Source organism: Rhodococcus sp. Leaf247 (assembly GCF_001426185.1).
Lineage (GTDB): Bacteria > Actinomycetota > Actinomycetes > Mycobacteriales > Mycobacteriaceae > Rhodococcoides.
In genome coordinates, this window is the sequence record NZ_LMRP01000001.1 from 1,799,481 (window position 1) to 1,822,260 (window position 22,780).

Annotated in this window: 23 protein-coding genes and 1 tRNA gene; 11 read left to right on the forward strand and 13 right to left on the reverse strand. The window is 66.4% G+C overall.

Translation table 11 applies throughout. The annotated features are described in order from the left end of the window. Window positions 1-85: 85 nt before the first annotated feature. From ASG64_RS08420 to nth, 4 genes are read right to left on the reverse strand one after another with little or no spacing between them, the layout of a single operon-like run. Entirely contained in the window at window positions 86-1,276 is a 1,191-nt protein-coding gene (locus ASG64_RS08420) for a MarP family serine protease (RefSeq protein ID WP_042575736.1), read from the reverse strand. Further along, complete coding sequence (locus ASG64_RS08425; protein ID WP_052493328.1) at window positions 1,273-1,956, reverse strand: NUDIX hydrolase; 684 nt, start codon at window positions 1,954-1,956, stop codon at window positions 1,273-1,275. Before ASG64_RS08425 ends, ASG64_RS08420 begins: the two co-directional genes overlap by 4 nt. Next, the gene (locus tag ASG64_RS08430) at window positions 1,953-2,618 is read right to left on the reverse strand and encodes a TlpA family protein disulfide reductase (protein ID WP_056072019.1); all 666 of its coding nucleotides are present in this window, start codon (window positions 2,616-2,618) and stop codon (window positions 1,953-1,955) included. Before ASG64_RS08430 ends, ASG64_RS08425 begins: the two co-directional genes overlap by 4 nt. Continuing rightward, window positions 2,615-3,301 (reverse strand): endonuclease III, encoded by a 687-nt coding sequence (gene nth, locus ASG64_RS08435; protein ID WP_082043199.1) that lies wholly within the window; start codon window positions 3,299-3,301, stop codon window positions 2,615-2,617. Before nth ends, ASG64_RS08430 begins: the two co-directional genes overlap by 4 nt. 184 nt (window positions 3,302-3,485) lie before the next feature. Here nth and ASG64_RS08440 point away from each other — a divergent pair, with 184 nt between their 5' ends. Together ASG64_RS08440 and ASG64_RS08445 are read left to right on the forward strand one after the other, a co-directional pair. Then, complete coding sequence (locus tag ASG64_RS08440) at window positions 3,486-3,758, forward strand: hypothetical protein (RefSeq protein ID WP_056072022.1); 273 nt, start codon at window positions 3,486-3,488, stop codon at window positions 3,756-3,758. A gap of 124 nt (window positions 3,759-3,882) precedes the next feature. Next, window positions 3,883-4,557 (forward strand): Crp/Fnr family transcriptional regulator, encoded by a 675-nt coding sequence (locus ASG64_RS08445; RefSeq protein ID WP_042575732.1) that lies wholly within the window; start codon window positions 3,883-3,885, stop codon window positions 4,555-4,557. Here ASG64_RS08445 and ASG64_RS08450 read toward each other — a convergent pair. After that, complete coding sequence (locus ASG64_RS08450; protein ID WP_056072025.1) at window positions 4,554-5,336, reverse strand: MBL fold metallo-hydrolase; 783 nt, start codon at window positions 5,334-5,336, stop codon at window positions 4,554-4,556. The two genes, ASG64_RS08445 and ASG64_RS08450, sit on opposite strands and share 4 nt — an antisense overlap. Window positions 5,337-5,395: 59 nt before the next feature. Here ASG64_RS08450 and ASG64_RS08455 point away from each other — a divergent pair, with 59 nt between their 5' ends. Further along, window positions 5,396-6,265 (forward strand): Gfo/Idh/MocA family protein, encoded by an 870-nt coding sequence (locus ASG64_RS08455; protein WP_056072028.1) that lies wholly within the window; start codon window positions 5,396-5,398, stop codon window positions 6,263-6,265. Here ASG64_RS08455 and ASG64_RS08460 read toward each other — a convergent pair. Further along, window positions 6,255-6,713: a RidA family protein gene (locus ASG64_RS08460; RefSeq protein WP_056072030.1), complete on the reverse strand. Its 459-nt coding sequence runs from the start codon at window positions 6,711-6,713 to the stop codon at window positions 6,255-6,257. The genes ASG64_RS08455 and ASG64_RS08460 overlap by 11 nt on opposite strands. A gap of 1 nt (window position 6,714) precedes the next feature. Beyond that, window positions 6,715-6,879: a hypothetical protein gene (locus ASG64_RS21885; protein WP_197027831.1), complete on the reverse strand. Its 165-nt coding sequence runs from the start codon at window positions 6,877-6,879 to the stop codon at window positions 6,715-6,717. A 48-nt stretch (window positions 6,880-6,927) separates the two neighbouring features. Here ASG64_RS21885 and ASG64_RS08465 point away from each other — a divergent pair, with 48 nt between their 5' ends. Together ASG64_RS08465 and ASG64_RS08470 are read left to right on the forward strand one after the other, a co-directional pair. Beyond that, on the forward strand, window positions 6,928-7,950 hold the full coding sequence (locus tag ASG64_RS08465) for an ArsA-related P-loop ATPase (protein WP_056072033.1): 1,023 nt from the start codon (window positions 6,928-6,930) through the stop codon (window positions 7,948-7,950). Further along, window positions 7,947-9,071: an ArsA family ATPase gene (locus tag ASG64_RS08470; protein WP_042575727.1), complete on the forward strand. Its 1,125-nt coding sequence runs from the start codon at window positions 7,947-7,949 to the stop codon at window positions 9,069-9,071. The genes ASG64_RS08465 and ASG64_RS08470 overlap by 4 nt, the downstream gene beginning before the upstream one ends. Before the next feature lie 7 nt (window positions 9,072-9,078). On the opposite strand, the gene ASG64_RS08475 is transcribed toward ASG64_RS08470, so the two are convergent. The 3 genes from ASG64_RS08475 to ASG64_RS08490 all read right to left on the reverse strand — a co-directional run bounded on the left by ASG64_RS08475 (window position 9,079) and on the right by ASG64_RS08490 (window position 11,330). Beyond that, window positions 9,079-9,744 (reverse strand): hypothetical protein, encoded by a 666-nt coding sequence (locus ASG64_RS08475; protein ID WP_056072036.1) that lies wholly within the window; start codon window positions 9,742-9,744, stop codon window positions 9,079-9,081. Window positions 9,745-9,751: 7 nt separating this feature from the next. Continuing rightward, window positions 9,752-10,420, reverse strand: coding sequence for a hypothetical protein (locus ASG64_RS08480; protein WP_056072039.1), 669 nt, complete (start codon window positions 10,418-10,420; stop codon window positions 9,752-9,754). Window positions 10,421-11,006: 586 nt separating this feature from the next. Beyond that, entirely contained in the window at window positions 11,007-11,330 is a 324-nt protein-coding gene (locus ASG64_RS08490) for a WhiB family transcriptional regulator (protein WP_042575723.1), read from the reverse strand. Between the two features lie 296 nt (window positions 11,331-11,626). On the opposite strand from ASG64_RS08490, the gene ASG64_RS08495 reads away from it, so the two are divergent. Next, complete coding sequence (locus ASG64_RS08495; RefSeq protein ID WP_197074799.1) at window positions 11,627-13,996, forward strand: penicillin-binding protein; 2,370 nt, start codon at window positions 11,627-11,629, stop codon at window positions 13,994-13,996. Window positions 13,997-14,008: 12 nt separating this feature from the next. Here the strand turns inward: ASG64_RS08495 and ASG64_RS08500 are convergent, their stop codons facing one another. Next, window positions 14,009-14,464: a GatB/YqeY domain-containing protein gene (locus ASG64_RS08500; protein ID WP_442971130.1), complete on the reverse strand. Its 456-nt coding sequence runs from the start codon at window positions 14,462-14,464 to the stop codon at window positions 14,009-14,011. A 177-nt stretch (window positions 14,465-14,641) separates the two neighbouring features. Between ASG64_RS08500 and ASG64_RS08505 the strand changes: the two genes are divergently transcribed. Beyond that, the gene (locus ASG64_RS08505) at window positions 14,642-15,538 is read left to right on the forward strand and encodes a metallophosphoesterase (protein WP_235579549.1); all 897 of its coding nucleotides are present in this window, start codon (window positions 14,642-14,644) and stop codon (window positions 15,536-15,538) included. A gap of 36 nt (window positions 15,539-15,574) precedes the next feature. Then, window positions 15,575-15,648 (forward strand) — tRNA-Pro (locus tag ASG64_RS08510). A 74-nt stretch (window positions 15,649-15,722) separates the two neighbouring features. Here the strand turns inward: ASG64_RS08510 and ASG64_RS08515 are convergent. Further along, window positions 15,723-17,333 (reverse strand): MFS transporter, encoded by a 1,611-nt coding sequence (locus tag ASG64_RS08515; protein ID WP_056072050.1) that lies wholly within the window; start codon window positions 17,331-17,333, stop codon window positions 15,723-15,725. A 95-nt stretch (window positions 17,334-17,428) separates the two neighbouring features. Here ASG64_RS08515 and ASG64_RS08520 point away from each other — a divergent pair, with 95 nt between their 5' ends. Beyond that, window positions 17,429-18,127: a TetR/AcrR family transcriptional regulator gene (locus ASG64_RS08520; RefSeq protein ID WP_042575294.1), complete on the forward strand. Its 699-nt coding sequence runs from the start codon at window positions 17,429-17,431 to the stop codon at window positions 18,125-18,127. 23 nt (window positions 18,128-18,150) lie between these two features. Here ASG64_RS08520 and ASG64_RS08525 read toward each other — a convergent pair whose 3' ends face one another. Then, window positions 18,151-19,557: an FAD-dependent oxidoreductase gene (locus tag ASG64_RS08525; RefSeq protein ID WP_056072052.1), complete on the reverse strand. Its 1,407-nt coding sequence runs from the start codon at window positions 19,555-19,557 to the stop codon at window positions 18,151-18,153. A gap of 113 nt (window positions 19,558-19,670) precedes the next feature. Here ASG64_RS08525 and ASG64_RS08530 point away from each other — a divergent pair, with 113 nt between their 5' ends. Both ASG64_RS08530 and ASG64_RS08535 read left to right on the forward strand, forming a co-directional pair. Continuing rightward, window positions 19,671-22,184, forward strand: a complete 2,514-nt coding sequence (locus tag ASG64_RS08530; RefSeq protein ID WP_042575296.1) for a molybdopterin-dependent oxidoreductase — start codon at window positions 19,671-19,673, stop codon at window positions 22,182-22,184. 121 nt (window positions 22,185-22,305) lie between these two features. Continuing rightward, entirely contained in the window at window positions 22,306-22,779 is a 474-nt protein-coding gene (locus ASG64_RS08535; RefSeq protein ID WP_042575297.1) for a tautomerase family protein, read from the forward strand. The last annotated feature ends 1 nt before the right edge of the window (window position 22,780 follow it).

Genomic DNA, 22,780 nt, shown 5'->3' on the forward strand with positions numbered 1-22,780 from the left:
GGGCGATGTGGGTTGTCGGACCACGCACCGCCTCAGGTCACCGTACGCGGTAAGTGCGCCCTACGGCATGTCCTGCGCGGGGGTCTCAGGCGACGCAGGAGCCGGTACCGGCAGGAACCCCGTTCTGCAGCCCCCGTGCCACCTCATCGGCGACTTCCGACGCGGTGAGCACGAATCCGGTATCCGAATCGTCCACGGCCGCACCGAACACCACACCGAGCACTCGGCCGTCCGTGGTGACGAGAGGACCGCCCGAATTGCCCTGTCGGATGGACCCCCGCACGGTGTAGACCTCCCGGTCGACCGTTCCCGTGCGGTAGATGTTCGGACCCGTCAGGTTCAGCGTCTCGCGCACCCTGGCCGGCGACGCCGTGTACGGCCCGCCTCCCGGATACCCCAGCACGACGGCGTCGGTACCCGGGTCCGCGCTCTCGGTCACGAACGGCAGGACCTCGGCCTGCAGATCCGGGACATTCAGGACGGCGATGTCGACCGACGGATCGAACAGCACGACCTCGGCATCGAGCGCACCCGCGTCGGTGTCCACCACCACCGACGACGTGCCCGCGACGACGTGCGCGTTGGTGATGACGCGGCCGGGACCGATGACGAATCCGGATCCCTCGAGCGCCTTCTGGCAACTCTCGGCGATGCCGCGGATCCGCAACACACTGTCCTGGAGGTCGGCCGCGACGGGCGATGCGAGAACACTGGGATCGGGCGGACCCACGTCGGCGACGGGTGTACGCCCGAAGGGACCGATGACGTCGGGCAGTCCGGAGGTGTCGAGCAGGGCGGAGAAGTCGTTGGGGATCTCGCGCACCCACTCGGGGGCGATGTCGTCGACCGCTCCGAGGATCGAGGATCCCCGGACTGCCGCGGCGATCTGGGGCTGAGACGCCGCTGTCAGCGGAATCGCGAGCAACCATGCCGCCACGAGAACGGCGACGGCTTGCAGACCGGCACCGATCAGGCTGTCGATCGACCGCGCCGCGGGACTGTGGATACCGCTGCGGAGAGCGCGACCCAGCACCATGCCGGCGATCTCACCGACGATCACCATCAGGACGATCAGACCGATACCGACGAGGACGCGCATGCGACCTTCGTCGACATGGGTGAGAACCCGTGGCGCGAGCAGGATGCCGGCGACGGCGCCCAGGACCACACCGAAGAACGCGAACGCCGACGCCACGGCGCCTTGCCGCCACCCCGACGACGCCGCGAGCAGCGCCACCAGGAGCACACCGATGTCGAGCCACGTGGAGCCGGTCACGGGTGCAGTTCCTCTCCGACGGCCGCGAGGGCCGTCTCGAGGTCACGGACGTCGCCGTTGTCCCACGGGGCACTCCACCCCGCCGTCTCGAGAACGCCCGACAGCACTCCGGCCGTGAAACCCCACACGAGCATTCCTTCCACTGCGAACGCCGGACCCCGATATCCCATGGGGTGACGCACCACGAATCTGTTGCTCGGATCGAGCAGGTCGGTCAACGGCACCGCCACGACGCGTTCGGTCTCCCCGGTGTCGACAACGGCCACGGCACTCGGGGTACGCCAGTACGCCACCACCGGCGTGACCTCGAACCCGGAGGGCGGCACGAAGATCGACTCGAGAACCGTGAGCACCTCGACACCCGACGGGTCGACGCCCGTCTCCTCCTGCGCCTCACGCAGGGCCGTACCGACGGGTCCGTCGTCGCCCGGGTCCGCCGCACCGCCGGGAAACGCGACCTGACCGCGATGCTGCCGGAGCGACGAGGCACGTTGCGTCAGAAGGACACTCGCGTCGGAGGGCAACTCGAGCGAATCCGGACGGCCGCCGAACAGAACGAGTACCGACGCGGGACGGACCACTGTGCCGTCGGGGGCGTGCCGGGCGATCACCGGATTGCCGGCCTCGTCGTCGACGGACTCGACGGATGCGATGCGGGTGAGCCACGCAGGGGTGCTCACGCAGCGACTCCGAGGTAGTCGGACACGGCGGCGGCAATCTCGTCGACGGACCGGAACGGCTGCGGCAGGACCTTGGCGACGGTTCCGTCCGCGGCGACGAGGACCGTCACGGGCAGCACGGCGGGCGCACCGACCGCTGCGGCCACCGACGCGGACGCGTCCTGGACTCCGGGCAACCGGACGCCGTAGTCGGACAGGCGGGCCAGGGCGTTGCCCTGCTGGGGATCCTCGTGCACCGTCAACACGGTAACGGCACCCGCTGCGCGTTCCGCGTACTGCGCCATGAACGGCAGCTCCTCGGCGCACGGACCGCACCAGTACGCCCACAGATTGACCACCGTCGGACGCCCGGCGATCGCCGCTCCGATGTCGACGGGCGACCCGTCGGCCAGGCAGGTGGTGCGGACACCTGCCAGGGGACCCGATGACGCCGCGTCCGGAGCCGGCTGGGGGCACGCCGCGAGGTCGGCGCGCTCGCGCAGGGGCGCCAGATTCGATGCCGTCGCATCGTCCGTCGCGGTGGTGCCGAAGGTGTCGCGGTAGTCGGCGAAGCTGGTGGGGCCCGTGCCCTCGTCGGAGCCACGCGGCCAGATGGCCACGATCAGGGCGACGACGACGACCAGCGCGGCGAGGCTCCACCTCGCTGCGGACGATCTGCTCACGACTCGATGCCCGCCAGTTCCAGGATGTGGTCGGTCTCGGGACCCTTGACCAGGGCCGCGGCCTTCACCTTGTCGGTGGGACCCAGACCGTAGGACGGGCAGTCCTTGGCCAGGATGCAGACGCCGCACGCCGGCGTCCGGGAGTGACACACGCGTCGACCGTGGAAGATCACCCGGTGGGACAGGATCGTCCATTCCTTTCGGGGTATCAGCTCACCGACGGCGTGCTCGACCTTGACCGGGTCCTCGAGGTCCGTCCATCCCCATCGACGCACCAACCGCCCGAAGTGCGTGTCGACGGTGATGCCCGGGATGTCGAACGCATTGCCCAGCACGACGTTGGCCGTCTTGCGTCCGATGCCCGGAAGCGTCACCAGATCTTTCAGCGATGCGGGGACCTCGCCGTCGAACCGCTCGAGCAGTTCCCGGCCGAGGCCGATGAGCGAGTTCGCCTTGTTCCGGTAGAAACCCGTGGACCGGATGTACTCCTCGAGCTCGGTGCGGTCCGCCTCTGCGTAGTCGCGGGCCGACCGGTACGCCGCGAACAGGGGCGGCGTCACCTCGTTCACCCGCTTGTCGGTGCACTGCGCCGACAGGATGGTGGCGACCGCGAGTTCGAGCGGAGTGGTGAAATCGAGCTCGCAGTAGACGTGCGGGAACACCACTCCGAGGCTCCGATTCATCCGGCGCGCCCGCCGTGTGAGGGCGAGGGCGGACTCGTCGCGTTTGCCCACGTGGGAGGTGTCGCCGGATGATTTCTGCACGCCACGACTCTACGGAATGCCCCTGACAACACACGGCGATCGTGTCCGCGTCGGTGACCCCGCCGTGTTCTTTTCGAGACGTCGACAGTGTTTACTCCTCGGTATGCAAGCACTCGCTGTGGTTCTGTTCCCGGTCTTGCTGATGCTGTTCGCTCTCGCCATGGAACGCTTCGAGGCGCGCCTGAACCGCGTCGGTGTCCGCGAGCAGGAAGTCCAGGAATTCCTGGATTCCGCCAGCTCGGCCGAGGTCGCCACGCTCGCCGCGGAAGGATTTCCGCACGCACTCGCACGTTTCCGTAGTCGACGTCGCCGCGGTGGCGACGTGATCGACGACGATGTCGCACTCCTCGCCGATCGTGAACGTCGCGCCAGCTGACACCTCCGGCGGAGCCGCGACGCGTCGATGGTGGCTGTGATCACTCCTAGGACGCTGTCGCGACGTAGAGTACGACCGAGTTCATATTCGTAGATCGGCCGATCTTTCAGCGCAAGGAGTACACGTGGACGAGGTACTGGCAAGAGCCGGCATCTTCCAGGGAGTCGAGCCGTCCGCGGTGTCGGCTCTGACCAAGCAGCTGCAGCCGGTCGACTTTCCTCGCGGTCATGTCGTCTTCAACGAGGGTGAGCCCGGAGACCGGCTCTACATCATCGTCAGCGGCAAGGTGAAGCTCGGACGCCGCTCACCCGACGGTCGCGAGAACCTGCTGACCATCATGGGACCGTCCGACATGTTCGGTGAACTCTCGATCTTCGACCCGGGCCCCCGCACCTCGACCGCCACGACGGTCACCGAGGTCCGCGCCGTGAGCATGGACCGCGAAGCGCTCAAGGCCTGGATCGACCAGCGCCCCGAGATCGCCGAGCAGCTTCTGCGCGTGCTCGCTCGTCGTCTGCGTCGCACCAACAACAGCCTCGCCGACCTCATCTTCACCGACGTCCCCGGCCGCGTCGCCAAGGCTCTGCTGCAGCTGGCACAGCGTTTCGGCACGCAGGAGGCGGGTTCGCTCCGCGTCGTCCACGACCTCACGCAGGAAGAGATCGCGCAGCTCGTCGGCGCATCCCGCGAAACGGTCAACAAGGCGCTCGCCGACTTCGCTCACCGCGGATGGCTGCGCCTCGAGGGCAAGAGCGTGCTGATCTCCGACTCCGAGCGACTCGCCCGGCGCGCCCGCTAACTTCTCAGATACTCGAGCTGGGCCTTGACGGACATACGAGCCGCCGGCCACAGCTTCTTGTCCACATCGGCGTACACGTGGCGCACCACCTTCAAGGGTGTGGCGTCCGCGCCGATCACCGACAGTGCCTCGCGCACCTGGTCGAGCCGCTGTTCACGGTGCGCTCGGTAGGTGCGCGCCAGCACAGCTGTGTCCGGATGGTCGGGTCCGTGGCCCGGAAGGGCGACCCGGCCCTCCCCGAGCTGCTCCAGGCGGTCGAGCGAGGACAGGTAGTCGGCCAGACTGCCGTCCTTGCCGTCGAGGACGCTCGACCCGGAGCCCAGAATGGTGTCGCCGGTCAGGACCGCGTCCTCCATGACCAGACTGATCGAGTCCGCCGTGTGACCGGGTGTCGCCGCGACCGTCAGTTCCACACCCGCCGCCGAGATCACCTCGCCGTCCACCAGGGGCGCCGCGTCGCCGCGGCAGTGTGCGGGCGTGACAGCGCGTACCGGAGCGGACGTGAGCTTGTGCAGCCTGGCGATGCCGCCGGTGTGGTCGTGGTGACGATGGGTGATCAACACCAGCGCGACAGGCCCGTGAGCAGCCACCAGATCGACGTGCGAGCGCTTCCGAGGACCGGGATCGACCACGATGCAGTCGTCACGGCCGGGCGCTCGGAGGATCCAGGTGTTGGTCCCGTCGAGGGTCATCTTGCCGGGGTTGTCCGCCAGCAGGACCGAGGCCGTCGGCGTGACCCGACGCAGCCGCTCGTACGCAGGATGCTTCTCCGATTCCATGGAACCACCTTGCCACGACCGTCCCGCGCGGACGAGATGCGAGCACCTAGGCTCGCGGAATGAGAATCGGACTGATCGGAGCCGGTCCCTGGGCTCGACAAGCAGCGGCACCCGCCATCGGGGCTCATCCCGACGTCGAGCTCGCCGGCATCTGGGCCCGGAGACCGGACGCTGCCGCCGAGACAGCACCGGGCACTCGGATCTTCGATGACGTGGACGCCCTGATCGACGCCGTCGACGCCGTCGCGTTCGCCGTTCCCCCGGACATCCAGTTCGACCTGGCGATGCGCGCCGTCGCCGCGGGCCGACACGTATTGCTGGACAAGCCGATTGCCGCGTCGGCACGGGACGCGGAGACGCTCGCCTCGGCGATCGACATGGCCGGTGTCTCGTCGATGGTCACGCTGACCCGTCGTTTCGCTCCCGAGACACGCGACTTTCTGACAGCCGTCGCGGGGACGGACGTCGCCACCGTCACCGCGACGTGGTTGTCCGGTGCGCTGCTCGGCGGGGTGTACGCCGGATCGACGTGGCGTCAGGAGGGCGGCGCGTTGATGGACGTCGGCCCGCACGTCCTGGATCTGGCGATGGCGGTGCTGGGGCCGGTCACGTCCGTCGACTCCGCGCGACGCGACGAGGAGTCCGACACGTGGTCACTGGCGCTGACCCATGCACAGCGGGGTACGAGTCTGGTCACGATGTCGATGCGGACGCCGGTCCGCCCGTCGGTCCTGAGGGTGAGCGCGAGCGGATCGGGCGGACTGGTCGAGTTGTCCGACCGGACCACTCCGCCCGACCACTGCTATGCGGTGTTGCTGGACGAGTTCCTGAATTCCGTGCGCACCGGAGTGCCGCACGAGTGTTCGGCGCACCGCGGCGTGGAGTTGCAGCGGGTCATCGAACAGTGCCGGACTCTCGTCAGTCGCTGACCTCGACGATCATCTCCACCTCGACGGCCGCGCCGAGGGGCAGTTCCGCCACTCCGACCGCCGACCGCGCATGGATGCCGGCGTCGCCGAACACGTCGCCGAGCAGGTTGGATGCACCGTTGACGACGCCGGGCTGACCGGTGAAGCCCGGTGCCGACGCCACGAAACCGACGACCTTGACGATGCGCACGATCTTCTCGATCCCCACGAGGGCGTCGATCGCCGCCAGCGCGTTCAGTGCGCAGGTTCGGGCCGCCGCGGTGGCGTCCTCGGCGGTCACGTCGGCGCCGACCTTGCCGACGGCTGTCAGCGTGCCGTCGACCATCGGCAACTGCCCCGAGGTGTAGACGTGGTTGCCCGACCGGACGGCCGGGACGTACGACGCCACCGGCGGCACCACGGGAGGAAGAGTCAGCCCCAGCTCGGCGAGCTTGTCCGTGGCCCCCATGTCAGCTCTTGGGACGCTTGAAATAGGCGACCAGGTTCTCGCCGGTGGGGCCGGGCATCACCGTGACCAGTTCCCACCCGTCGGCACCGAAGTTGTCGAGGATGGCTTTGGTGTTGTGGATCAGCAGGGGTGCGGTGAAGTATTCCCACGTCGTCGATGCGCTCATGTGCTGAGCCTATAGAACGCCGGTGTCCGGTATCAGTAGTGTCGAGGGGTGTCGGAGACAGCAGGTGCGACGTCGCACCCCACCGGATGGCCACCCGAAGCGGATCGAGCACGTCTGCACTTCGTGTCGGGAAAGGGTGGGACGGGTAAGTCCACCGTCGCGGCGGCTCTCGCACTCGCTCTGGCAGCGGGCGGACGCAAGGTTCTGCTGGTCGAGGTCGAAGGGCGACAGGGCATCGCCCAACTCTTCGACGTGCCCCCGCTGGAGCCGGTGGACACCAAGGTGGCGTCCGCCGAGGGCGGCGGCGAGGTCTACGCGTTGGCCATCGACATCGAGACCGCCTTCCTCGAATACCTCGACATGTTCTACAACCTGGGTTTCGCCGGCCGGGCCATGCGACGCGTCGGCGCCATCGAATTCGCGACCACCATCGCGCCGGGCCTGCGGGACGTGCTGCTCACCGGCAAGGTGAAGGAGCGCGCGGTGAGCATCGGTAAGGACGGCCGTCCGCTCTACGACGAGATCGTGGTCGATTCCCCTCCGACGGGACGCATCGGCAGCTTCCTCGACGTGACGACGGCGATGCGGGATCTGGCCAAGACGGGCCCCGTGCGCTCGCAGAGCGAAGGCGTCGTCAAGTTGCTGCACTCCGAGCAGACACTGGTGCATCTGGTCACCCTGCTCGAAGCTCTGCCCGTGCAGGAAACTGCCGACGCCGCGGAGGAATTGGCTGCCGCAGACCTGCGACTGGGCACCGTCGTCGTCAATCGCGGGGATACCTCGTTCCTTCCGCCGGACACGCTGGCGGGCGCGGCGGCCGGCGACCTGGATTCGGCGGCGATCGAGAAGAACTTCGGCGACGTCGGGATCACGTTGAGCGCGGACGACTTCGCGGGCTTGCTCACCGAGTCGATCGAACACGCGTCGACTCTGAACGCGCAGCGCGAGAGCGAGCGACGGTTGGCGGACCTGGACGTCCCCCGCCTCACGCTTCCCGCACTTGCCGACGGCATGGACCTCGGCGGACTGTACGAGCTCGCCCAACACCTCACGGAACAGGGAGTGCGATGAGCACCGTTCCCACGCTGGACATCTCGCGGATCCTCACCGATCCCGCGTCTCGCATCGTGGTCTGCTGCGGATCCGGTGGGGTGGGCAAGACGACGACTGCCGCTTCCATGGCACTGCGCGCCGCGGAGAGCGGTCGGCGTGTCGTGGTCCTGACCATCGACCCGGCACGACGGCTCGCGCAGGCGCTGGGAGTCGGCGAGCTGGACAACTCCCCGCAGCCGGTGGCCCTGGGCCCCGGTGCGACCGGCGAACTGCACGCCATGATGCTGAACATGCGTCGTACGTTCGACGAGATGGTGATCGAGCATTCGACGCCCGAGAAGGCCCGTCAGATCCTGGACAATTCCTTCTATCAGACTGTGGCGTCGTCGTTCTCGGGCACGCAGGAGTACATGGCGATGGAGAAGCTGGGCCAGCTGGCGTCCAGTGGCGACTGGGACCTGGTGGTGGTGGACACTCCGCCGTCGCGCAACGCCCTCGACTTCCTCGATGCACCGCAGCGTCTGGGATCGTTCCTCGACGGACGCATGATCAAGCTGCTGATGGCACCGGGTCGCGGAATCGGACGAGTGCTCACCGGCGCGTTCGGTCTGGCGATGAGGGGTGTCTCCTCCATCGTCGGGAGCCAGATGCTGTCCGACGCCTCGGCTTTCGTGCAGTCACTCGATTCGATGTTCGGCGGGTTCCGCGAACGCGCGCGACACACGTACGAGTTGCTGCGTCAGGACGGGACGCACTTCGTCGTCGTCGCGGCCGCCGAACCGGATGCTCTGCGAGAGGCATCGTTCTTCGTCGACCGTCTCACCGAGGACGGGATGCCCCTCGCCGGGCTGGTGCTCAACCGCACGCACCCCACCCTGAGTTCGTTGTCGGCCGACCACGCGCGCACGGCGGCCGACCGACTCGACGAACTGGGTACCGACGACGCCGCCTTGGCTGCGGGAGTGCTTCGCGTACACGCACATCGAGCGGTGACCGCGAAACGCGAGATAGGACTGCTCCGCCGATTCACCGCCGCGCATCCGCAGGTGCCGGTGGTCGGAGTGCCGTCGCTACCGTTCGAGGTCTCCGACCTCGATGCCCTCCGCGCGGTGGCCGATCAGCTCACCGGCACCGCCTGACAGCTCGTCAGGCCGCGGGACGCAAACCTGCGCCCGGTCCACCGACACGGTCGATCTCACCGAGAACGGCCACGATGTCGGTGATCACCGCGGGTCCGACGCACGGCGCTACGAGGTAGGCATTCACCATGCCCACCAACGATGTTCCGAGGACGACGGGGGCGCCGGAGTCCCCCGAGTTCACACACATCTGCGCGAAGATCTGATGCGAGTGGAGCAGATCACCGTAGGAGAACCCGCAGCTCGACCCGGTCGTACGTCCCTGCTTGCAGACCGTGTCCGCGAGACGTGCGGGATCACCGATACCGGCGATCGTGGTGCTTCCGACCGTCGAGACGGGTGCGACACGCGCCGCGTCGAACTCGATGACCGCCGTGTCGTAGGTGGGCAGAACCGTGGCGATACGGCCGACGGATTCGGGATCGCCTTCCGCCGCGACCGCGTCTCCCACGTCGCCGCAGTGTCCCGCCGTGAGTCCGACGATCCGGTTCTCGCTGTCGTTGCCGATGACGGTCAGACTGCACAGGGTTTGCTGATCACCCTGCGTCAGAACGATTCCCGAGCCACCCCCCAGCACCACGCGCTCGGCGGCGGAGGCATGGCCTCCACCGCCGAGTGCGAGCGAGGCGAGGACAGCGGAGACCGCGAGAGTGGTCGTGAGCAGTCGCCTCATGGGGTGACTACTTCTTCACTGCGGGCGGAGCTTCGAGCAGCGTGACGAACTGCTGCGCGTTGGCCACTGCCGAGCCGAGTCCGCCGATGGCGGTTCCGGCGAGCGATCCACCGGCACCGAGCAGCAGCGCGCCGCCGATGCATCCGGCGATCGGTCCGGCACCGAACAGCAGGGCGACGGGTGCCGACACGACGCCGGCAGCAGCGGCACCGAGGAGGCATCCGCCCACGAGACCGGTTGCACCGCCGAGGAATCCGCCGATCGACGCTGTCAGGCTCAGGTTGTCCTTGACGCCGGCGACTGCAGCGGGAAGGTCCACCCGGGTCAGGCCGGGAATGTCGTAGACCGGCGTGGTCGGGGCTGCGGCATCGACGGCGAGGGTGGCGGTGTTGCCCTCGACCTGAGCGGACACCGGGTGTGCCAGGCCGTCGACGGCCAGGGCGAGCGGCACGGAGTCGACGATGACACCCGACGCGTCGCGGATCACGAGGTGGTTGTTCTCGTTGCTAAGCGTGCCGGAATCGGTGGTCACGAGCAGGCTGGTGCCGGCAGCGACAGCGTTCCAGTGCACCTCGGGAGCAGGCTGCGGTGCGGGGTCTGCGTATGCGGTCGCGGACGCTGCGCCCAACGACGCGATCGTCATCGCGGCGACAACCGCAATCTTGTTCATCTTCATGGCCGTCGAGTCCTTTTCGCAGGGGGAGCGAATCCGCGCCGATCGTCGGATTCACGGCATGGCGTATCGACCCGATCGAGGAACGAGGATCGAAAGCCGATGTGCCGAGCAGGATTCAACGGTGAGCCGTGACCGGTGTCAATCGACGCCCGGGCGAACGGGAGGCCGACAGCGAGGGTTGGGTGACGGCGGAATCGGAGCGCATCGGCGCCCGCAGCCACAGCGCGTGCACCGGTCGGGTCGTCGTGTGGAAATCGTCGCGGAGAGTGCGCGTCGGAGCGGCGACTGTCGACATTCGGCCAGGTCAGAGGACCGGGCGGAGCGTGGAGGCAGAATACCGGCCGTCACGGAATGTCCGGAGGGTCCGATCCTGTTGCCTCACAACAACATCGCAGCGAGCTGAAATCTGTCGACACCGGCGGGTGCGATCACCGCCGTGCTGACAGCGAGCGTCACGCCGCTGTGAGGGTCCGGACCTCGACGCGACGCCAGGGGTTCATCGAGTGTTCACACCGGACCTACGCAAATCTCCCACCGCGAATCGGACATCACGGTGGGAGATCACGAAGAAGAACTGACGGCCGGGTCAGACTGCCGACTGGTGATGCCTCTGGGTCTCGAAGAACTCCGACCAGGAATCGACCTCGGGATGCTGCTTGATGAGGGCTCGACGCTGACGCTCCGTCATGCCGCCCCAGACGCCGAACTCGACGCGGTTGTCCAGCGCATCCGCACCGCACTGCATCAGGACCGGGCAGTGACGGCAGATCGTCGCTGCTTTGCGTTGCGCGGCACCGCGCACGAACAGTTGGTCAGGGTCTACTCCTCGGCATCGAGCCTGCGATACCCATGCGATGCGCGCTTCGGCTTCCCCGATGTCGAGCGCGGCATTCGACGTTCCTGTGTGCATTGTTGACCCCTTACCGTCGGAGAACACCGGTGTTTCTGGCGTTCCGGGCGTCCCCGTGTGTGACAGCTCCCGCTGCACAACGAACTGAGGAGCACCCCACTAACCGATGTGATTGTTATCTGAATCACATCATGTCCATCAATGTAGGGGAAAGCCCACGAGCGAAGCAAGGTGGGGGATCACTTTTCTGGTACGCCCGTGCGGTCGATCACATATTCCCTGGTCAGTGGGTCACATCGGCGAGCACCGTGTAAGAGAAGCGGGCATGTCGGTCCTCGCCACGTACTCTGTAGACCGTGCCGATCGCCAAGACAGTCGCAAAACTCGCGGGATGCTCCGCCCTGGCCGGCGCCTTGCTCGCCGGAGTCATGTTCCCGCTCGCCGGCGGCTTCGGTTTCGCGTCGAACCGCGCAGCCGACACCGTCGACAACGTGTCCGCCGAACTGGTCGAGGGAACGGTCCCGGCCGTCTCGACGATGGTGGATTCGGCAGGCAACCCCATCGCGTGGTTGTACGAGCAGCGTCGCTTCGAAGTACCCAGCGACCGCATCTCCAACGAGATGAAGCTCGCCATCGTCTCCATCGAGGACCGGCGCTTCGCCGAGCACGAGGGCGTCGACTGGCAGGGCACGGTGCGCGCGTTCCTCACCAACACCACCAGCGGTCAGGTCCAGCAGGGCGCATCGACACTGGACCAGCAGTACGTGAAGAACTACCAGTTGCTCGTCGTCGCCAAGACGGACGCCGAGCGTCGGGCGGCCATCGAGACCACGCCCGCCCGCAAGATCCGCGAGATCCGCATGGCCCTGACGCTGGACAAGCGTCTGACCAAGGACGAGATCCTCACGCGCTACCTGAACCTGGTGCCGTTCGGTAACTCCTCCTACGGAATCCAGGACGCCGCGCAGACGTACTTCGGCATCGATGCCAGCCAGTTGAACCTCACGCAGGCCGCGATGCTCGCCGGCATGGTGCAGTCCAGCTCGGCGCTCAACCCGTACACGAACGTCGAGGGCGTGACCGAGCGTCGGAACACGGTTCTGGACACGATGATCCAGAACATCCCCGAGCGCGCCTCCGAGATCCAGGCGGCCAAGGCCGAGCCTCTCGGCGTTCTCCCCGAACCCAACCAGCTGCCCCGCGGGTGCATCTCCGCCGGTGACCGCGGGTTCTTCTGCGACTACGCGTTGCAGTACCTGGCCGACGCCGGCATCAGCAAGGAGCAGGTGGACAAGGGCGGCTACCTGATCAAGACCACGCTCGACCCGGCCGTCCAGAACTCCACCAACTCCTCGCTCACCAGCAACAGCAGCCCGAACCTCGACGGTGTCGCCACGGTCATGAACGTGATCGCGCCCGGACAGGATTCGCACCGCATCCTCGCGATGGGCTCCTCGCGTCGGTACGGATTGAACGGTGACGCGAACGAGACCGTCCAACCCCAGCCGTATTCGCTGGTCGGCAGCGGCGCGGGCTCGATCTTCAAGATCTTCACCACCGCCGCGGCGATGGAACAGGGCCTCGGGACCTCGGCAGTGCTGCAGGTTCCCAGCCGCGTCGAGGTCAAGGGTCTCGGAGACGGCGGCGCTCGTGGCTGCCCTCCGTCCACCTACTGCGTCACCAACGCCGGTAACTACCCGCAGTCGTTGTCGGTGACCGACGCACTCGCCCAGTCCCCCAACACCGCCTTCGTCAAGCTCATCGAATCCGTCGGCGTCACCCCCACGGTCGACATGGCCGTCCGGTTGGGACTGCGGTCCTACACGCTCCCGGGCACCGCGGGCCAGGGAACCGACCAGAGCCTCGCGGACTACCAGAAGGAAGCGAACCTCGGTTCCTTCACGCTGGGACCGACGTACGTGAACCCGCTCGAGCTCTCGAACGTGGCCGCGACCCTCGCCTCGGGCGGAAAGTGGTGCCCGCCGACGCCCATCGACAGCGTCTTCGATCGCAGCGGCAAGCAGATTCCCATCACCGAGCAGGGATGCGAGCAGGTCGTCGAGCCGGGCCTGGCGAACACGCTCGCCAACGCGATGAGCAAGGACGATCAGCCCGGCGGCACGTCGGCGTCGGCTGCGTCGTCGGTCGGATGGTCACTGCCGATGTCCGGCAAGACGGGGACGACCGAGTCGCACCGCTCGTCCGGCTTCCTCGGATACACCAACCGATACGCGGCGGCCGCCTACACGTACGGCGACTCGCCCACCCCGAGCGAGATCTGCTCCTTCCCGCTCCGCCCCTGCGGGTCGGGAAACCTCTTCGGCGGAAACGAACCCGCGCGGACCTGGTACGACGCGATGGATCCGGTGGCGACCAACTTCGGTGACATCGCACTGCCCGCGGTGGATCAGAAGTACGTCCGCGGTTCCGCCAACGGCCAGGTTCCCGACGTCACCGGACTCACTCAGAATTCGGCCACGTCGCAACTCCAGGCCGCAGGCTTCCGGGTGCAGATCGCGACGAGCGCGTCGTCCGCCGGCCGCGGGACGGTGGTCAGTACGTCTCCGTCGGGTTCGGCCGTTCCCGGCTCGACGGTCACGCTCTACATCAGCGACGGATCGGTGCGCGCCGCACCGGCTGCGCCCGCACCCGGTATCCAGCTACCGGCACTGCCGCCCGGGGTCACCATTCCGGCGATCCCCGGGCTGACAGCGCCGCCGCGCTAGAGGTAGATCGAGTCAGAGACGGGCCTTGACAGCTGCCGAGATACGGGAGCCGTCGGCCTTGCCCGCGGCGATCGCCGTGGCGGCTTTCATGACCTGGCCCATCTGACGCATCGCCGGGCGTTCACCGAGTTCCTCGGCCACCTGGGCGATCGCCGTGTCGGCGACATCGGCCAGTTCCGCGTCGGTCAGCGGAGTGGGCAGGTACTCGTCGATGATCTGCGCCTCGGCGTGCTCGGTCGCCGCGAGTTCGCCGCGTCCGTTCTGGGTGTAGATCTCGGCCGACTCGCCGCGCTTCTTCGACTCCTTCGCCAGCACGCGCAGCACGTCGTCGTCGGTGAGCTCGTGCGCTTCCTTGCCCGAGACCTTCTCGGTCTGTACTGCTGCCAGCAACATCCGCAGAGTTGCCGTGCGGAGCTTGTCCTTCGCCTTCATCGATGTCGTGAGGTCGGTTCGCAAACGCTTTTCCATGTCACAGTTCTCGGCCATGCACGGAACGGTACTGTCGAAGAGGTGTCCGGTACATCAGCATCGCCTCGCATCACGGTGAATTCGCGCTCGTTGACCTCGCGGTCGGCACTCGGATCCACTGCCCGCGCTCTTGCGACTCCGGGTGGTGTCGCCGCACTCGCCGCGGGATCTGCCGCCCTGGGCCTGACCTATGCCACGACGATCGAGCGCAACGCGTTCGCGCTCCGCGAGACGACGTTGCCGGTTCTCGCGCCGGGCACCTCGTCGCTGCGCGTGCTGCACATCAGCGACCTCCACATGATGCCGAACCAGAAACTGAAGCAGAACTGGATCCGTGAGCTCGATCGCCTCGAGCCCGATCTGGTGGTGAACACCGGGGACAACCTGTCCCACCAGAAGTCGGTTCCCGCGGTCGTCCAGTCGCTCGGGGCATTGCTCGGTCGGCCGGGTCTGTTCGTCTTCGGGTCGAACGACTATTTCGCGCCGGTCCCGAAGAACCCGTTGAAGTACTTCCGGAAGAACCACAAGAAGGTCTTCGGCGACCCCCTGCCCTGGCAGGATCTGCGAGCCGCGTTCACCGAGCGCGGGTGGCTCGACGTGACACACGTGCGCCGCGAACTCGAGGTGTCCGGGGTACGGATCGCCACGGCCGGAGTGGACGATCCACATCTGAAGCGGGACCGGTACGACACGGTTGCCGGCGCACCGAACCCGGTCGCCGACGTCAGCATCGGTCTGACGCATTCGCCGGAACCCCGAGTCCTGGACAAGTTCGCCGCCGACGGATACGACCTCGTCCTCGCCGGGCACACGCACGGCGGCCAGCTGTGCGTTCCGTTCTACGGAGCGCTCGTGACCAACTGCGAACTCGACCGCTCACGTGTGAAGGGTCCCTCGCGGTGGGGCGAGCACACCCGCCTGCACGTCTCCGCCGGTCTGGGCACGTCGCCGTATGCGCCGTACCGGTTCTGCTGCCGCCCGGAGGCCACGTTGATCACGCTGATTCCCGCGGACAGGCCGGATCGCACGGCTCCTGAGCTGGGCGTTTCGCGTTCCGAAGCAGTGGTGCGATAGAGTCGAACGGCTGCCTGAAAGGGCGGTGTTCGATCACGGGGTGTGGCGCAGCTTGGTAGCGCGCTTCGTTCGGGACGAAGAGGTCGTGGGTTCGAATCCCGCCACCCCGACTCGTGGTTGAGACACGAAAGAAAGCCCCGACCGGGGAAACCTGGTCGGGGCTTTCGTGCTTCTGCGCAGCGGTTCAGCGAGCGCTGCCCCGAGCGACCGTGCTCTCCGTCGCGTCATCCGGACCGGTTAGTTCGGCATCGATGTCATCGTGCGCGACGGGATGGGCAGGCAGAAAAATGAGGGTGAGAACGGCAGCAGCGGCAGTCACGCCTCCCGCGACCATGCATCCGAGCGACATTCCGTCGACGAAGCCCACCCTTGCGACCTCTGTCAGTCGTGCGCCTACATCGGCACCGGCCTGACCGAACAGTTCCGCCGCCCTGTCGGCAGCGAAGAGTGCCGCGCCGACCGATTCGCTCGCGGGCTCCCGCAGCGGCTCGGGAAAGGATCCGACATCGAGATGATCGCGATACGCGGACAGTGCGACCGATCCGATCACCGCGACGCCGAGGGTGCCGCCGAGCTCACGCGTGGCGTCGTTGACCGCCGACCCCATGCCGGCCTTGTCCGGTGACACCACACCCATGATCGCTTCGGTTGCCGGCGTGCCGGTCAGTCCGATGCCGCCACCCAACAGGAGCATCTGAAGCAGGATGACCCAGTAGTCGGCGTCGGCAGAGAGAGTCGACGCCCACACGAATGCGACGCTGAGAGAGAACAATCCGAAGGCGACGACCACTTTCGTGCCGATTGCGACGGCGATCCGAGGCCCGACGAGCGCCGCCACCGCGATCGAGCCCGCGACCGGCAGGATTCGGACGCCGGTCTCCAGAGCGCCGTACCCGCGCACGAACTGGAAGTACTGGGTGACCAGGAAGATGAAGCCGAACAGGGCGAAGAATCCGCCGGTGACCGCTCCACTTGCGGCGGTGAACCGCATGTTCGCGAACAACCTGACATCGAGCATGGGATGGTCGCTCCGGATCTCGTGGATGACGAACACAGTCGACACCACCGCAGCCACCACGAAGCCGATCACGGTAGGTGGCGAGCCCCATCCGCGGTCGGGTGCCTCGATGATCGAGTACACGAGCGTGCCGAGTGCGACGGTCGACAGTACGAGGCCGACGTAGTCGAGCGGCGGCGTAGCGGGGTCGCGCGACTCGGGGATGAAGCGCGCGGCGAAGAACAGCGTGACCGCCGCAGCGATGCCGTTGAAGACGAGAATCGATCCCCACCAGAAGTGCTCGATCAGGGCACCACCGACGACCGGACCGGTGGCCACCGCAAGGCCGGTGGCCGCTCCCCACAACCCGAGAGCTTTCACCCGTTCGGTCCGATCGGTGAACACGTTGGCGAGGATCGACAGCGTTACCGGATAAACCAGTGCAGCGGCGACACCGGCGAGTGTGCGCCAGGCGACGAGTACGCCGGGGCTGCCGCTGAGCGCTCCGCCTGCGGATGCCGCGACGAAGATGACGAGTCCGAGCAGCAGGAGCCGACGACGACCGAATCGATCGCTGAGCGATCCACCCGCCAGCACCAGCGCGGCGAACGCAAGATTGAACGCGTCGACGATCCAGAGCAGGTCCCGGGTGCTGGCCCCCAGCTCCCTGACCAGCGTGGGCAGAGCGATGTTGATGACGGTCGTGGACACGTTGACAATGAATACCGCTAGACAGAGCGTCGCGAGGACGGCCGTCTTGTTGACGGCGCTAGTGGAGAGTGGGCGGGTGAGAGACATAATGAAGTTATAGCAGACGCTGCCTGCCGTGCACCCCGAAGCGGTCCCCTGTGCCGTCAGCCGGGTGTCCCGTCCCGATGTGAAACGATCGACTCATGGCATCCGCTCACACGCCCCTCGTCGGGAGCGTCGACGACGAACCCGTCCGCGAGCGGCTCATCCGCTCGGCGATGGAGTTGCTGGCCGATGCCGGTCCGAGCGAGTTGAAGGTGCGGACGATCACCGATCGCGCCGGCGTCTCGACGATCACCATCTATCACCACTTCGGCGGTTTGCAGGAACTGTTGCAAGAGGTCGTCATCCGCGGATACGCCAACCTTCGTGCTGCATTGCTCGCAGCATCAGCGGCACGAATGAACCCGGGCGCACAGTTGTTCGCAATGGCACTGAGCACCCGCGATGTTGCCCAACGCAACGCCCACCTCTACGACATGATGTTCGGCCTCTCCACTCGGGGCACGTACCGATACGTCGCTTCGACGAATCGGATGTCCACCGACGGGTTCGGTCCCGCCTATGCCGTCCTGGCCGCCACCTGCGAGAAATTGGCTCGCACGGGGGTGTCGCCGATCGCGGGAGAGCAGATGGCGGCAGAACTGTGGAGTCTCGTCCACGGCTTCGTCACGCTGGAAATCAGCGGGCAATTCGCAGATTTCACAGACCCCGTGGCCACCATTTTGGAACCGATGGCTGTCAACCACTTCGTCGGGATGGGATACCCGCGCGATCTGTCAGAGGCCGGCGCGAAGCAAGCCGTGCGATGGTGGAAGCGACGGCAGCAGTCGCAGCCCTAGCGCGCATCCGGCGTGGTTGTCCGTCACGAACGTCGGCGGGCGGAAACTTTGTCGGGTTCGGCGGCGGCGAGCATGTCGTCACGCTCGACGACCTTGATGCGTTCGCGGCCCTCGACCCGGCCCAGTGAGCGTTCGTGTTCGTCCAGTCGATACCAGCCGTCCCAGGTCGTGAACTGCACGTCGCGCGATTCCAGGAGCTCGAGAACGGCGGATTCCTGCGGCGTGGCCGGGGTGTTCAGCGACTCGGCCCTCATGTCGTCGAGAATGCACTCGACGGTCTCGTTGGCGTCGCCCTTGGTGTGCCCGATCAGGCCGATGGGTCCCCGCTTGACCCAGCCCGTCGTATAGAGCCCGGCCAGGTGGGTGCCCTCGTCGACGATGCGTCCGGCCTCGTTGGGGATGACACCGGCCCGGGTGTCGAACGGGATCCCCGGCAGATCGTCCGACAGATACCCGACCGCGCGATAGACCGCACCGACCTCCCAGTCGGTGAACGCACCGGTTGGCGTCACGTTGCCGCTCCCGTCCAGTCGGGTGCGTTCGGTGCGCAGACCGATGACCTTGCCGTCGGCGCCGAGGATCTCCACGGTTGATTCGAAGAAGTGCAGAAACAGCTTGTGCGGACGGTCACCGGGTTCGCGGATCGCGTAGTTCTCGATGATCGTGGCAACCTGATCGGTGATCTTGGAGGCGCGTCGCGCGACCGCGGACCCCTCGTCGTACTCGATGTCCTCGGGGTCGACGATCACCTCGATCGTCGGGGAGTGGTCCAGCTCTTTCAACTCGAGCGGCGTGAACTTGGCCTGGGCCGGGCCGCGACGCCCGAACACGTGCACCTCGACGGCTCTGTTGGCCGCGAGCCCGTCGTAGACGTTCGGCGGGATCTCCGTGGGCAGCAGCTCGTCGGCGGTCTTGGCGAGCACCCGCGCGACGTCCAACGCCACATTGCCGACGCCGATGACGGCAACCTTCTCCGCCTCCAGAGGCCAGGTACGAGAGAAGTCGGGGTGTCCGTCGTACCAGGCCACGAACTGCGCGGCACCGAAGGAGCCGTCGAGATCGATGCCGGGGACGTCCATCGCGCGGTCCTCGGTGGCACCGGTGGAGAAAATCACCGCGTCGTACAGCGACCGGAGATCATCCACGGTGATGTCGGTGCCGAAGTCGACGTTGCCCAGCAGTCGGACCTGCGGCTTGTCGAGGACCTTGTGCAGGGCGGTGATGATGCCCTTGATGCGCGGGTGATCCGGTGCCACGCCGTAGCGAATCAATCCGAACGGCGCGGGCATCCGCTCGAACAGATCGATCGACACGCCGCGCTCCGAGGCCGTGTCGGACTTCATCAGCGCGTCCGCCGCATAGATCCCGGCCGGCCCCGCTCCCACGATGGCGACTCGGAGGGGACGCGAATTTATAATGAGGTTATGCATCTGGTCATCGTACCCATCGTCCGCACGTCTAGTCGGTCGGACCTCCGATCGGATCCCCCCGTACATGACTTTGTTATGTACGATCGCTCACACGACGCGAAGGGATCACCGACATGACGCAGGACGCGACACCAGCCGACTGGCAGAAGACCGCATGCATTCTGTGCGAGTGCAATTGTGGCATCGAGGTACTGCTCGAGGGCCGGGCGCTGACCAAGATCCGAGGCGACAAGGACCATCCCAACTCACAGGGATACAGCTGCGAGAAGCCGCTACGTCTCGATCGCTATCAGAACGGCGCCCACCGGATCGACAGCCCGCTGCGCCGACGTCCCGACGGCACGTTCGAGGAGATCAGTTGGGACACAGCCCTCGACGAGATCGCCGCTCGACTGGCTGCCGTGCGGGACGAACACGGCGGTGAGCGAATCTTCTTCTACGGTGGCGGTGGTCAGGGCAACCACCTCGGTGGCGGATACGGCCGCGCGCTGTTCAACGGCGTGGGCGGCAAGTACATGTCGAACGCCCTCGGCCAGGAGAAGACCAGCGAAGCGTACGTCGACAAGCACCTGTACGGCGCCCACACGGCGGGCGACTTCGAGAACTCCGAAGTTGCCGTGTTCATCGGCAAGAACCCGTGGCAGTCGCACGGCATGGCCCGGGCCCGACCCACCTTGAAGGAATTGGCGCGCGACCCCGACCGGGCGATCATCGTGATCGATCCCCGGAAGAGCGAGACCGCAGCGATGGCGGACCATCACCTGCAGATCAAGCCCGGGACCGACGTCTGGTGTCTCGGCGCCCTCGACGCCACCCTCGTACAGGAAAACCTGATCGCGTCGGAGTGGCTGAACACCCATGCGGTCGGGGTCGACGAAGTTCTGCAGCTGTTCCGCGACATCGACATCACCGACTACGCCCGACGATGCGGTGTGCCCGAGGACGACATTCGTGCAGCCGCCCGCCGCATCGCGCGAGCGAAGAGTGTCGCCACGTACGAGGATCTGGGTATCCAGCAGTCCCCCAACAGCACCGTATGCTCTTATCTGCAGAAGATGCTCTGGGTGTTGACCGGCAACTTCGCCAAGCCCGGCGGCATGCACATCCACTCGTGGATCTTTCCGCTCGCAGGGCCGTGGTTCCCCATCGAACGGGACGAGCCGGTGCGGTTCTCCGGGGCGCGACGCGCTGTCGGACTCCAGTCGATGCGTCACGGCGCTGCCGCGATGCGCGCGGTCTTCTCTCGCCTCGACGGGCATGCGACCTCCGGGAAGGTGGCCGAGAACGTTGCCCGATCCGCGTTGCACTTCTTCTTCCCGTCGGTGTCGGTGGCAGCGGCCGATCCGATAGCACGACTCGCCGGCAACGTGGACCGTGATGCCGGAGTGACCCCGGTGACCGGCGCGCGCATCATGGCCGGCTTGATCCCGGCCAACTCCATCGCGGACGAGATTCTGACCGATCACCCGGATCGGTTTCGTGCGATGTTCATCGAATCGTCGAATCCCTTGCATTCGTTGGCCGATTCGGAGCGCTTCCGGCAGGCGATGCGCAGCCTCGACCTCACCGTCGTCATCGATGTCGCCCTGACCGAGACCGCCAGGGCTGCGGACTACGTGCTGCCAGCAGCCAGTCAGTTCGAGAAGTACGAGGCGTCACTGTTCACTTTGCACTTCCCGCACAACACCTTTCAGATGCGTCACCCCTTGATGCCGCCGATGCCGGGCACCCGATCGGAGCCGGAGATCTACGCCGCTCTGATGGACAGGCTCGACCTCGTGGATCCGGGCATCATCGCGTCGTTGACGGCGTCCGCGCGGGTGGGTCGATCCGCCTACAGCCTCGCGCTGTTCTCGACGATCGAGCAGAAGCCCGAACTCGCCGGAATCGTGCCGTACCTCGTCTACCGCACATTGGGCGCAACATTCGCTCCGGGAGACGAGGCACAATCACTCGTCTGGAGTTTTGCCCATCTCGCAGCCATTGCACAGCCCGACGCGGTACGGCGGGCTGGGTTCACCCACGACGGTGAAGGACAGGGCGAAAAGCTGTTCGAAGCGATCCGTGATCGCCGCGAGGGCGTGATCTTCACCGAGGATCGCTACTCCGACGCCTGGTCCTACATTCGCCACGAGGACAAGAAGATCCACGTCGCGATCCCGGAGCTCATGGACGAGCTACGCCTGCTCGACGCCGAGGAACCGTGCTACACCAGCGAGGAGTTTCCGTTCATCCTGTCGGCGGGTGAGCGACGGGCATTCACTGCGAACGTCATCATTCGCGACCCCGAGTGGCGTCGACGCGACAAAGATGGGGCGTTGCGCATGAGCCCGCAGGACGCCGCTGATCTCGCTGTCGATACAGGTGATGTCGTGCGTCTGATCACCGAGACGGGCATCGCGACAACGACGGTGGAGATCAGCGACATGATGCAACCCGGACACGTGTCGTTGCCCAACGGCATGGGTGTCTCCTACCCGGGAGAGAACGGAGACACCGTGGTCGGGGTGCCGCTCAACACGCTGACCACGGTCACGCGACGTGACAAGTTCTTCGGAAATCCGTGGCACAAGAATGTCCCGGTACGCATCGAACTCGTGGACTCGAGCGTGACAGCCGACAGCTGAGAATACGCACCACGGCGAGATCAGCCCGGAGGATCGACAACACCGAACTCGCCCGCGAGGGGGCGGGCGAGTTCGGTGTGCGAGTCGAACCTTGGAATCGAACCGACCCACAGGAGAAAGCATGCCGCTCTGGAACATCAGGACCGCGAAGAATGTGTACACCGCCGACGACAAGAAGGCGTTCGCCGACAGCATCACGTCGTTCTACCTGGACGTCGTCGGGTTGCCGAAGTTCTACACCAGCGTCGTCTTCCATGAATTCGATCCCGAGAACTTCTTCCTCGGGGGTGAACCGACAGACGATTTCGTCCTGATCGAGGTGGTTCATGTCGCCCGCAACATGGACGAGCTGTCCGAGAAGCTCGGCACGACGATGACCGAGGACGACCTGTATTCGTTGATGCGAGAGAGCTTCGCCGGGATCATCCGACCGTTCGTCGACGATCGTGGGCTGCGCTGGGAGACAGCGGTTGTGGAAGGACTCTTCAAGAGCTGGATGATCGACGGCATGACACCACCGCCGCCGTTCTCGGACGCGGAGAAGACGTGGGCGCGGCAGAACAAGCCGTCGCCGTACGACACAGCGTCGGCCTGAC